Source organism: Reticulibacter mediterranei (genome assembly GCF_016587455.1).
In genome coordinates, this window is record NZ_BNJK01000001.1 from 7,775,664 (window position 1) to 7,788,563 (window position 12,900).

Here is a 12,900-nt window from a genome sequence, read left to right on the forward strand (position 1 = left end):
GCTCCTTTCACCAGGGATTTCCTTAATCAGAGAAAGGTTCGTCAAAAACAGCCCTGACTGGCTTATTTTGTTTTAGCCACATCTGATACAGAGGAATCGTAATACTATAAGCCTCTTCAGTAGTAATGGTTGACCTTTCTAGCATTTCTGCGTCCGCCAGACTTGAACAGAACTGCCGTATCTGATACATCGAGATCTGTTCCCCAAAGTCTTTGAAGGTTTTTGCCAGGATGTTGATATCAACTGGAGTCTGAATGTCACGTGCTTGGGCAGCGATGATAGCAAGTATTTTTTGCTGCAATGGATCGAATTCGTCCCAGAACGTGAGCATAGACCGCTCATAAGCTGGTTTTATCACGATGTCATTAAAAAGCGCCATGGCATCATTGATCGTCACAAAGTTGTGTTTTGCATTGTTCATCCTCTCAACCAGCATTGAGCAGATATACTGTATAAGGTAGGGATGAGAGTGAGTATAGGTGACGATATAATCGACAGCATGAGGGTCATAATCCAACCAACCCAGATATGAATTCTCCTGACGCATCACAGGCTTTTCGATGAGTTGACGAGCAGATTGTTCATCAAGAAACGAGATCATACGCGGTATACAAATCTTGGCTAAATCTCTCACTGGATCGCGCATCATTTCCATCAGCACATAAGTACCGATTAAAATGAAGGTCAGTTGAGAATTGTGCTGAGTCATATTACTTAAAAAGCTAAAGAGGTATGGTGTGAGCCCTTCTGATGCTCCGTCTGTGCTCAGAATACTATAGAGTGTAGAAAACTCATCAAGAACAATAAGGAGATGTCGGTCGCCAATAGCCTCTGTGATCAGTTCCAATGTTACGATGAACTGCTCAAACGCGTCAGCGCGGAATGTATCCCCAGAAAGTGTAATAGAGGTTGGATAGCCATCCCGTGTCAGACTCTTGACGATGGCTTCCATTAAGAAGTAGAGAAAATCCTCATTTGTTTTGATGTTTTTTGCCCTGGGATGTTTTTGCAGATCAATATAAATTGGAACATGGCTCTGGCCGAGTTGTCTCTCGCCGAGTGTATGATCGATAAATCGTTTGATGATCGAGGTTTTTCCTGCGCGTTTTAATCCGTAGATAATCATGGATGAGTCGTGCTTTGGCCCTGGCCTCAGATTATCAGCGATGCTTTCTAGATGCTCTTGCCGCCCATAAAACCAGTTTGTTGCTGGATCTCCTATGTTATAGGGTTGTGGAATACGCCGAAACTCGCTGGCAGCATACAGCCATATCGAGTTTTCTCCTGGTCGTAACTTCGCCTGCTTATTTTTTTGTTTCAATGTATCATAGTAGAGCGCAATGGCGAGATCGATCTTCTCGTTGATGCCAACCAGTGGCCGGATAGAGATTTCAGTTTGTACAAGAGCCGTTTTATCCGACATTTCAATCTTGTAGATTTTGTGCTGCTCTTCAATGTCATATTGTCCAGTTTGTGGCTGCACCTCTAATTCGAGATTTTCGGCTAATGCCCCCCCCGCATTGCGAATCTCGACGGTGATCAATGTATTGCCCTGGACATAGAGCGCACGATCACTCACCAGCCTGATCTCTAACCATGTATCATGCACCTGCCGGGCCAGTTCCGCTGTGACATGAGACTCGATTCTTTTGAGAAGCTGATAGACACGATCACCGTACTCACCTGGTAGCCGTTCCGTTGATCTTTTGCGTGCATTACGAATCGTCTCCTGGATCGTGATGCCAATGCTACTCTTGAGATCCTGGCTCTCCGAGAAACGATTGAGCAATAGAGCTAGATCAGCCGCTCTTGCGATAAAGTATGGGATATTCTCATTAGCCAGCGGCAACCCGAGCAATTCGACAACTAAGCGGGCTTTTAGTTTGCTTTCGTCCACAGATTGAGTTGTGTGAAAAATGAATGGTTCGATCAGCAAGGAAAAGGCCAACGTATTTTTCACTTCTTCTGAAACCTGAGCCGTAAAACTGCTCATGGGAATATTGGGGATGGCATCCGCTAGCTGCAACAGCGCGATGGCAATCTGCCTGCGCTCTTCTACTGTATTGAGGCTCACCCGGGCCATCGTGCTGGGAACGGCATTTAAACCAGTGTGCTGATCTATATGAACCAGTAATCTCAAGCAGTAAAACTGTTCTGCACGGAGTACGTGCATGCCCTGTAACGCTCTGATCATGACCTGAAGGCATTGCTGCTCATGGCTTTTTTTCACATCGTCTATCAGCTCAAAGATGAGAGAGGAATTGGCAATAGCGAGATTGACTAGGCAATAGCCTGCCTGTTCTAGTTGTCGCTGACCATGTAGAGCCGGGAGAGCGTTCAGAAACGCGTTGTGGAAATTCTCCGCAATCTCTGTTGCACTGCCAGCCATCGGTTCGACGTTGAAACCGTAAGCAGAAAAGTAGAGCGAGAGTGTTCTGTAACGGGACCAGACGTAATTATGTCGCTCCTGACGCGACATATGGTCATTTAGAAAAAGAAAGAGTTGCAGATATGGTCTGGCGTCAACCCTGATTTCATGGTAGTATTGATTTCCTCGGCCAAAACAATACTCGGCCAGGCTACAGCGCAAAAGGCTTTCATTATCTTGTTCTGCATAGATACGTGCCAGTAACCAGAAGTGCTCCGCACGATCCTTATGCTTCCGGTGGCGATAGCTTTTCGCATCCTCAAACCATTGACTCGCCGTATTTGGTGATGTTGCAATGTCCGCCTGTTGGATCTTCACCTGCACCAGATCACGCGCAAGACTCTGGGCAAAAGTCTGGAAGTCCTCTACTGCACGTGAAGTTAGAGCTGTCTGTTTGCTCGAGTCAGGCAGTGGTAAGACCTTTTTGAGCGCCTGATGCAAGACTTGAAGCAAATGTTTGCTATTCTGGCTGGCCAACCAGGTCCCCTCTGGATCATGTGATGAGAGAGCCTGCGATTGGTGTACATTGATCTCTCCAACTGATATCCCTCGCCACCAGACCTCAACAGGCAAGACTGCATCTGTCAGATCGCCATCGTAGCGAAAATCTACATCATAGCTAAGAGAGGAATTCTGCGCATAAAAGTCTCTAGCAGCCTCTAGCACAACCTCCAGGCTGATCCCCTCAATATTCTGGGACAGGATCACGGTGTGATGACGCTGAAGGATCGCCCGAATATCGCGCAACCCCAGAGCTAAGGCATAGTCTTCACGCGTACTGCGCCATTCATGCAATACATCTTGCACCAACCGAGATTGACCATAGCCATAGTGATAGGCTGTGATCAGTAGAGAGCCCAGATGAGAGATGTACTCAAATATTGCATTTTGTTGCGCAGTCTCTTTTATAGCAAGCAGTTGGGTGTAGTCCTCTTGTAGCGCCTCTAATACGGCCTTTGTTTCAGGAAGTGGCAGTAGCGGTGCAACCTGGAAGTCCTTGAGATCATAGGGCTGTAACATATTGTCTGCTTGTAGTCGCAGTGTACAATCCATCTGGTAGCCTAAAGGGAACACGAGTTTCAGTGGATAATCATCTATACGTGGAAAAGGAAACTCTCCTTCGATAGTGAAGTCATGAACTACTGTCCCAAGTAGAGATAGAATATGCTGATGGATCTTTTGTGAGGTAACTGCATCCAGATCGGGACCTTGATCGCTGACTGAGACAAGCAGAACGAGTGGATCACTCAAGACCTCTTTCACCTGCTCCATAAATTGGGCAAGCTGTTTAGAAAGCTTGTATTCAGCAATCTGCTGAGAAAGTTTCTCCATTGAACCGTGAGCAATATATTGTTGCAGTATTTGGAGTACAAAGGTAGTGTCTCCTACACCACTGAAATGATGAGCCTCTTCATGGACAACTTCACGTAACAGTTCTATATCCTGGAGAAACTCACTAATAAATTCAATGACCTGGCCACTTTCACATTGCTCCCCCTCCGCCTGTAGCGCAAGCAACTGCTCTCGTATTTTGCGCCGAACCTGCCTTTTGCGTGAGCGTTCCTGCGACTTAGCGATTTCAGCATGATACTTCTCATCTGCTTTATGCTTTGCAGCTACATTCTGATCTTGTTTTCGTGCAGGGCTGACATTCTTCATCTTACCGTTTTTTCTTACTTGGTTATTCTTGAGAGTCTTCTTTGCCTGATAAGATGCTATAGCTTGAGCAGGAAGTGCCTGTTGGTCCGTTGGGTTTGCGTAAAGGGTATCCGAGGATTCCCCGTTCATTCGTACTGTCCCCTGTTCATCAGGAACTGCATACGTAATGTCGTCCTGGTTAGAATCCTTTTTCCGTGCTGACAAAATATGTTGTACAAATTTCATAAATTTCTCCACTGCTCATTTTGTCTTTTTCTAACCATCATTGTTCTAAAGATGATCAATATATATCTATCCATGCCAAGTATACAATGAAAAAGAAGTATAGAGGTGAGCACAGGTGGGCGAGCTTTATCGGCAAAAAGCTGCAATGTGGGCAAGTAGTGGGCGAGCTTTATCGGCAAAAAGCTGCAATGTGGGCAAGTAGTGGGCGAGCTTATAGGTGAGTAGCAAAAAAGTGATTGCTATGTTATCTACTATGGAAAAATTTAAACATACAGAGTATACTTATTTCAGTTCACCGTGTATTTAGCAATGATAGTTGCTAAATGTATTTTGTTATATAAATGTGATTCAATCTGGTTATTTGAAAAAACGTTATAGCTAAATGTCAGACACTATTTCAAAGCTCTACAATTGTGGAATAAATGATTCACTATATTTTTAATTACATCTAACCATGTGTGATATATAGAGCATGTCTGGAGGTTATTCATCGATGAATAAAAAAGATGTCCCTACCAAAAAGGTTATGCCTAACACCAAACTAAGGAAAGCTCGGGAATCTCATGGATGGACACAGAAGGATGTTGCGACACGTATTGACCTTGCCGACATACGTACGGTGAGTCGTTGGGAGCGTGGAGTCTCTTTCCCCTCTGCATTTTATCGCCAAAAATTATCTACTGTCTTTAAATTGAGTCTAGAAGAGTTGGGGCTCGCTTCCTCTGCACAAGATCAGATTGAATTGCCTGTTGTTGCGGTGGAGGATAATCAGCGTAGCGAAATGCTTTCCAGAATTCCTCATTTTCTTACTTCATTTATTGGGCGTGAGCAAGAAGTTGAAAGGCTCTGCGGCTTATTAAAACAATCCAATAAACATATTATTACGCTTTTTGGTGCTGGTGGGGTAGGCAAGACACGTCTAGGTTTACAGGTTGTTACGCAAGTAAGCGATGATTTTTCTGATGGAGTGGGTTTTATTTCGCTTGAATCGATTAGCGACCCTAACCTGGTACTTTCAACCATTGCGCAGGAACTTGGCATTCGTGAACATGAATCAATACCACTTATTAAGCGAGTACAATACTTTTTGCATGATAAAGAGTTTCTCTTGTTCCTCGACAATTTTGAGCATGTGTTAGAAGCTGCACCTCTTATAGAGGATCTCATTGACCCTTGTCCGCGCTTAAAGGTCCTGATCACCAGTCGTGTTGCACTTCATTTATATGATGAAGATACTTTTATGGTCTCTCCTTTGCCATTACCAAAAAGCACCCAGTCACTAAATCCAGAAGATTTTATGCGTTATGACTCTATTGCTCTTTTTGTACAACGTGCAAAGGCTGTCCAGCCAACCTTTGCCATGACACGAGAGAATGTCGATACGATTGTGGAGCTATGCGCACATTTAGATGGGCTTCCACTCGCTATTGAACTGGCAGCATCTCGTATTAAGTGGCTTGCTCCTGAAGCGCTCTTAGCACGTATCCGCATCCCAGAACGCTTGCGTATCTTAAGGAATGATGTCACAACGGTTCCTGAGCGCCAACGAACATTGTATAACACAGTAAAGTGGAGTTACGATTTACTGGATCAACAGGATAAATGGCTCTTCCGCCATCTTTCTGTTTTTACTGGCAGCGTTTCATTGGATACCATAGAAGCCTTCTTTGATACTGGAGAACACTCAGAATTAGATATTGTGAATAGAGTTATTGTCCTTCTAGAGAATAGTTTGTTGCAATGTACGGATTGGGGAAGTGTGAATCCACGTTTTGCGATGCTGGAAACCATACGTAAATACGGGCTGGAATGTCTGCGGAAAGATGGAGAGCTAGAGGAAAGCCAGAGGTCGCATGCTATTTTTTACCTGCATATTGCAGAAAAAGCAGCTTCTTATCTTACAGGACCACAGCAAGACATTTGGCTGCAACAATTGGAGCAGGATCAAACAAATCTACGGGCCGCGTTAGAATGGTTGGTCACGCATAAAGAAACTGGACTTGCGTTGCGTTTCTGCGAAGCCTTCGGTAAATTTTGTGGCTTACGCGGCTACTGGACCGAAGAACAACAATGGCTCAGAGCCACACTAGCTCTGCCACAAACTTCAGAGAGCAAAGCGATACGCGCTAAGGTATTGCGCCGTGCAGGACATCTTGCTTACCGCTTTAGAGACCTTACCACAGCACGCACATTGCAAGAAGAAAGTGTAGCTATTTCTCGTGACCTGGCTGATAAGCAAAACTTAGCCGGGGCATTAAGTGGCCTGGGGTGGGTCTTATACCGGCAAAACGAAATAACCGCAGCGGGACACTTACTTAAAGAGAGTGTGGAAGTTGCCCGTGAAACAGGCGATGCTTGGACGCTGGCTAACGCATTAGAAAGTTTTGGACGTTACATGCATTATCAGGGAGATACGAAAAAAGCATATGCATCTCTGAAAGAAAGTCTGGCCCTTTCACAGAAATTATTAGATAAAGAAACCACAGCACGTATTCTAACAACACTTGTGACAATAGAATTAAGCCAGGGGAATATTATTCAAGCACGTGGGTTTGCCGAAGAAAGTTTTAAACTTGCCCAAGAGTTGGGTACTAAACCTCTAATTGCATTAACACTAAGTTATTTAGGAGATGTAGCGCTATCACAAAAAGCCTATGACCAGGCGAAGCAACTCTTTACAGAAAGCATTGTCATAGCCCGTGATTTAGGTGATGAGCCGGCTATGGTTAAACGACAACTCAAATTGGTAGATGTTGCACTCTCACAAGACAATCTTGAGACGGTTGACGCAATCATTCGAGAGATCTTAACACATTTTCATGATTGGCAGAATATGCCTGAGGTAGCTGCTATATTGCAACGTTACCAACATTATGCAGGAGAAAAGAAAAAATGGCCTTGATAAACTCAAGTTTTCAGATTTATCACTTAGAAAATTAAACAACTGAGACCAAGAACCCTTTTTCTTTATACCATGATGGCTTTGGGGAGCCTTCTACCTGTCTTTATTGGGAAACCCGGGCAGCAACCGGGGCAGCAACGCCCATAGACATCAGCAGATTTTCTTGCTCTTCCATAGGCGTTGCCTTGGTATTTTATGCTCGAAATGGACTTCGGTAGACTGGAATAGATGAGAGAAAACGTTTTAGTAAAACGCTTTACAAGGATTTTACCCAATCTCTTCTTCTTTGAGCGGTTTTCGCCCCGTTGGCAGCAACCAGCTCGCACACATTTAGCCGCGATTCGCCAGCAGATCGTCCAGGCGGTTGATTGCCTCCTCATGGAGCGTCGGGAGCAGGTGGGCGTAGGTATCGTGCGAAGGGCCATACGGTGAGGCGTTCATCGCCTGCCCATTGAGTGACCCCTCCTGGGTCTTCGGCCAACAATGCCGTTAGCTCTCCTTGCTGCTTTGTCAGCGAGGGACACAGCACATGGTGCCGAAGGCGATCAGGATCAGGAATGCTGCCAGGAGAAACTGTCATGGAGTGCCAAAAGTTCACTTTGCCGCAGCAGGACCACTTTTGAGAGACCCTGCTCGGAGAGCGTTTGCTGAAACTGTTGGCTTCGTATCTGGACAAAACTGGCAATGATAGCTACACCCAGGGGGCCGCAGCAGCGCGCAACACAGAAAGCAGCGTCGAAGCATTCGCAATCGCCTGTTCTTCTTCCCTCTTCATCTGTGATAAGGCGGACACTCCGACTTGATTGGTCATGGCGTTGGCAGCACCTAAGAAGAGAAACAGGCAGACCAGCATCCAGATCGGAGTATCTAACGCCAGCATCATCAGCGCCGCAAGAGCGCATGCCAGCAGGAGCAAGCCTGGAATGACAGCGGTGCGTGGACCGAGACGATCAGCAACCCATCCTCCAAAGGGCAAAACTATCAGTGTCGCCAGCGAAATGGCTCCCTGGATGATTCCTGCCTGCTGGGGCGTTTGCTGATGCAGGGTTTGGAGGTAAATAGGAAGGAGAAAGAGCACTCCAAACCAGACAAAAAAGACCAGAATCTGAGTGAGGACGCTAAACGTAAAGGTACGATCGGAGAAACGACGAAGATCCAGTAAGGGCATCTGGCCCTGTCGGATACGTCGTCGTTCAAGAGCTACAAAAAGCGTCAGGAAGATGAAACTGCCCACAAGCAAGAACGTATTGCTGGTGGTGAGTCCGTTGGCGAGCATGTCTGGAGCTGCATACAGAAGCAGTGCCGTCCCACAAGCAGAGGTGAGAAAACCGCTTCTATCAAAGCGTATTCCAGCTTGCCCTTGCATGGGCTTCAAGATTCGTTGAGCTAAGGCAACCGCAACCGCTCCGAGGGGAACATTGATAAAAAAGGCCCATTGCCAGCCAAAGGAACCAACCAGATAGCCGCCCAGAAACGGGCCAAGCGTAGGGGCGACCATCAAGGCCAGGCCCATGACGCTCCCTGCTCGTCCGCGCTCGTCGTAGGGGAACGCTTGCATTTGCAGAATCATCACCATCGGCAACAAGACACCGCCTCCAATTCCCTGCAAGCAACGAAAAACGATGAGGGAAGGAAGATTCCAGGCACATCCACAGAGCACAGATCCCAGTAAGAAGGCACATAATGCCCACACATACGCTCGTTTTCCTCCCAGAAGTGCGGTGAGGGAGGGAGCCAGGGGAATAACCATCGCCTGTGTGATCATGTAGATGGTGATAATCCATTGGATATCATGAAGATTGGCCGCGAAAGCTCGTTGCATCTGAGGAATGGCAATGTTGACGATGGTTGAATCCATCAGACTCATGAGCATGCCCAGGGCAACAGTCAGCGCAACCTGCCACTTGTAAGCGAGCCGGAAACGAGAGAGCGCGTGCATGGAAAACTCCTCTTTTGTACTTACACGTATAAGTGAAAGGAGCCTGAAATAGAAGCCTTGACTTATACGTGTAAGCTCATTATAATCGAGAGCAAAGAAACGGGTCAAGGAACAGGGCGATTCTCATGGAAAAGGCATCGAGGCCGCACCGGATTACCAGTGCTGATGTTGCGCGAGCCTGTGGCGTTTCGCGAGCGACGGTCAGTTATGTGTTAAATAATGATCCACGCCAGACGATTCCGCTAGAGACGCGAGAGCGTGTTCTCCAGGCTGCCCGGGAGCTTGGCTATAGTCCTTTTGCTCCAGCACGTCTCCTGCGCTCGGGTCGGAGCCAGTTGGTGTTGGCGGTCTTGCCCTTTGAACAGGTTGATCCGGCACTCTCCCGCTCTCTGAAGGAGCTTGAGCAGAGGCTGGCACTGCATGATTTAACACTGCTTTCCTATGTGGGGGTCCATCCCCAAATGGGAACGATGCACCCATCAGCCCATATCACCCCCAGCGTTCTGCTTTCTTACGCCGACCAGACCGATCCGCTGGTTGCTGATTTTCTCCAGCCATTTCATGCACCGATTCTTCATCTCTTAGGAGATGCTCGGATAGAAGAACAGGTCGGGAACATGCAGGCGCAATATCTGATCCAGTCTGGCAAACGTTCCTTGCTCTTTCTTGCCTCTGAGCGCAAGGATGTGCAAAGACTTTCTCACTATCGTTTTCTCGGGGTACAGCAAGCCTGCCTGCAAGGGGAATGTGTGGAACCAGTGCTTTGTGTGCTCCCTTCTTCACGTGAGGAAGCACGAGCGGTGTTACAGGACACGCTCACTAAAAGCCCCTCACCGTGGGGTATTTGTTGTTATAATGATGAGGTTGCCTTTGCTGCTCTTGCGGCGTTGGCCGATGAGAACATCGCTGTCCCTCTCACGGCTGCAGTGGTGGGATGTGATAATATTCCGCTTGCCCAATGGAGCCTTCCCGCCTTGACGACCATTGCATTCCACAATGAACCCGGGCTTGATTCACTCATCGAAGCCATTGTTGCTCTGAGTCGTGGAGAATCCGTTTCCTGGAAGGCACAAAAGACGCTGACGCTTATCACACGTGCGTCTGCATAACATTCTCACCGTACTGGAAATCAGCCGTTTTTGTGAGGTCGGACTCAGGCAGGGTGGCTCAAGATGTTCGAAGCAGCTTAACGGCGACGAATATCTTCTTGCGGCTGTGTCGAGGAAGAAAGCAAATGTCCGTCTGTTACGTGCAAGATAACAACCCTCTCTCCTAGTGGAACCAACAATAGTTCATCTTGCACGACTGGAGTCTCCAGCTTTTCCCACTGAGCTGGCACGACGAAATGTTGTTGCCAGAGCAATTCACGCTTGCCTGCACTTATAGCCGTCACTTCATAGAAAGACGACCCGATCTGCTGGCGCGTGAGCACGTAGACCACATCCCCTCTGGAAGAGAAGGCTGGAGGCGAGATCTCTGCTTCTTCTTTGGCATATTCCCATAGGATGGTTCCAGTTTGTGGATCAAGTCGCACCAGACGCTGCGCGTCCGTCTCGACATAGAGGCGGCCTTCCTTCCAAAAAAGCATGAACGGCAATCATGTCTGGAGCAAGCGAGCTTCGATGGCAGTCAAGAAACCGTAAAAAGGATATGAAGATAGGGAAATGTATGATATGGTAGAATAGAAATGGATGTGAAAAGCAAAAGACCCGTTTCTTTCCCAAGCCTGAGAGGAGATGCAGGATGGCTCGCTCACAACGCTCTATGAAAGGCTTCTCCGAGGTGCTCTTAACTCCGCTGACCTCTCTGTGTCCGGCTTGCGGGACCACAGCCCACGTCGCCTACCATACCCATCGTGCGATCACGAAGTTGGACGGTGGATATTGTTTGCACCTGGTTGTGCGGCGTTGTCAGAGACGCACCTGCCCCCGGTATCATCAGCCCTATCGCCCGGAAATGGAGGGAAGCTGGGCCTTGCCACATGGTGAGTTTGGTCTGGACGTGATTGCATTGATAGGGGCATTGCGTTTTCGTGATCACCGCAGCGTCCCGGAAATCCACCAGCACCTGCTGAGTCGGGGCCTGCGGATCGCCGAACGAACTGTTCTGAATTTGCTGCAACGCTATGAGGAACTAGTCGCCGTTCGTCTAGCGGACGCGAAGCGACTTACCCAGTTGCTTGAGCAACAAGGAAGTGTCATTCTTGCCATTGACGGGTTACAACCCGATGTCGGTCATGAAGTCTTGTGGATCATTCGCGATTGTTTGTCAGAAGAAATTCTGTTGGCTCGCCCGCTTCTCAGTAGTACAGGCGGCGATATCGTTATGTTGCTGCGAGAGGTAGAGAACCAGCTCCCGGTGCCGGTGCGTGCAATCATCTCCGATGGGCAGGAAACCATTCGTGAGGCGGTGGCATTCGTCTTTCCCGACATTGCCCATCAACTCTGTCAGTTCCACTACTTGCGCGATGCAGCCATGCCGATCTTTGAGGCGGACCGTCACGCCAAAACCGTCTTGAAGAAACACGTGCGCGGCATTCGTCCCATTGAACGGGCACTGGAAGCACGCACTGACGGTGAAGCTGAAGCGATTCGCGATTACTGTCTGGCGGTGCGTAGTGCCCTCACCGATGATGGACATCCTCCCTTGTGTGCTGATGGCCTTCGATTACACGACCGATTGCAACAGATCCACGACTCCATCCAACGGGTCGAGGAAAAAAAGGGGCTTTACCACCTTCACTTCATGAACTGTATCGACTGCTGAAGCGAGGGTTGCAGAAAACGGAGGTTCTGTGGGCACCTATTGAACAAGCCTACCACTGGGTCCATCGGGCCGTTCATATCTTGAACAACCATGAGAACGGGTCTGCTACGCAGGTACGTGTTCAATATGATGCACTCCTGCAAGAGATGGCTGATCACAAAGCGACCGTGGGGTCTCTAGCCTCCGCTATCGAGCAATTCCTCAAAGTGACGGCGAGCTTCGCACCTGGCCTCTTTCACTGTTACGATCTAGCAGATCTGCCACGCACCAATAACGACTTAGAGCAATGTTTCGGGGCTGTGCGGCATCACGAGCGACGGGCAACAGGACGGCGCGGAGCCATCCCGGGCCTGGTGGTACGCGGCTCCGTTCGCGTTGTTGCTGCTCTTGCCACACGTCTGCATCACTACACCGCTGAAGAGTTATGTCTGTGGGACTATCATCTGTGGCGTCAGGTCCGCGAGCGCTTGACCTATCGGGAAGAGGCGCGGCGGCGACAATTCCGCTTCCGCAAAGACCCGCTCGTTTACCTGGCTCAGATCGAAGCTCGCTTGCTCCAGACATGATTGCCGTTCATGAAAAAAGCGAGGTGGCAATCTGCTCTTGAGTAAAAAATGCGGCGACGAGGGGGATGTGACGTTGCCAGAGGATCTTGCCCGTCTCTTTATCAAGCGCATAAACGGGGCCAGCGGCGATATAGAGGCGGTCTTCAATCAGGAGCGTCGAGGGGAAAGAGGAATTGAAGCCTGGCAGGGTGCGCTGCCAGAGCTTGCGCCCTCCCTCAAAGGCAAAAACTGTCTTGCCTGACAACAGATAGTGTTTTATCGCATGTGTTTGTAGTGGGTGCAAGATGAGGAGGGTGCCACTCCCTATGGCTAACAGAAGCACAAAGAGCGTCAATCGTAGCCAGGGGATCTTTTTCCTGTCATGAGGATTATTTTGTAGAAGCATAGTGCTTATTCTGGTGAGTCTCGTCTCTAT

7 protein-coding genes are annotated in these 12,900 nt (G+C 48.3%); 3 read left to right on the plus strand and 4 right to left on the minus strand.

Going from position 1 to position 12,900, the window contains the following annotated elements:
• Positions 1–22 precede the first annotated feature (22 nt).
• Positions 23–4,087, minus strand: coding sequence for a hypothetical protein (locus tag K3T83_RS33295; RefSeq protein WP_220207225.1), 4,065 nt, complete (start codon positions 4,085–4,087; stop codon positions 23–25).
• A 718-nt stretch (positions 4,088–4,805) separates the two neighbouring features.
• On the opposite strand from K3T83_RS33295, the gene K3T83_RS33300 reads away from it, so the two are divergent.
• Positions 4,806–7,214, plus strand: a complete 2,409-nt coding sequence (locus tag K3T83_RS33300) for a tetratricopeptide repeat protein (RefSeq protein ID WP_220207226.1) — start codon at positions 4,806–4,808, stop codon at positions 7,212–7,214.
• A gap of 691 nt (positions 7,215–7,905) precedes the next feature.
• Here the strand turns inward: K3T83_RS33300 and K3T83_RS33305 are convergent.
• Positions 7,906–9,153, minus strand: a complete 1,248-nt coding sequence (locus K3T83_RS33305) for a DHA2 family efflux MFS transporter permease subunit (protein ID WP_220207227.1) — start codon at positions 9,151–9,153, stop codon at positions 7,906–7,908.
• 125 nt (positions 9,154–9,278) lie between these two features.
• On the opposite strand from K3T83_RS33305, the gene K3T83_RS33310 reads away from it, so the two are divergent.
• Positions 9,279–10,262: a LacI family DNA-binding transcriptional regulator gene (locus K3T83_RS33310; RefSeq protein ID WP_220207228.1), complete on the plus strand. Its 984-nt coding sequence runs from the start codon at positions 9,279–9,281 to the stop codon at positions 10,260–10,262.
• A gap of 77 nt (positions 10,263–10,339) precedes the next feature.
• On the opposite strand, the gene K3T83_RS33315 is transcribed toward K3T83_RS33310, so the two are convergent.
• Positions 10,340–10,741: an outer membrane protein assembly factor BamB family protein gene (locus K3T83_RS33315; protein ID WP_220207229.1), complete on the minus strand. Its 402-nt coding sequence runs from the start codon at positions 10,739–10,741 to the stop codon at positions 10,340–10,342.
• A gap of 155 nt (positions 10,742–10,896) precedes the next feature.
• Between K3T83_RS33315 and K3T83_RS33320 the strand changes: the two genes are divergently transcribed.
• A protein-coding gene (locus tag K3T83_RS33320; RefSeq protein ID WP_373324546.1) for an ISNCY family transposase occupies positions 10,897–12,485 on the plus strand; the annotation gives its coding sequence in 2 pieces (ribosomal slippage) (positions 10,897–11,868 and positions 11,871–12,485; 1,587 coding nt in all).
• A gap of 7 nt (positions 12,486–12,492) precedes the next feature.
• Here K3T83_RS33320 and K3T83_RS33325 read toward each other — a convergent pair.
• A complete protein-coding gene (locus K3T83_RS33325) occupies positions 12,493–12,870 on the minus strand; it encodes a PQQ-binding-like beta-propeller repeat protein (RefSeq protein WP_220207230.1) in 378 nt (125 codons plus the stop codon).
• Between the last annotated feature and the right edge of the window lie 30 nt (positions 12,871–12,900).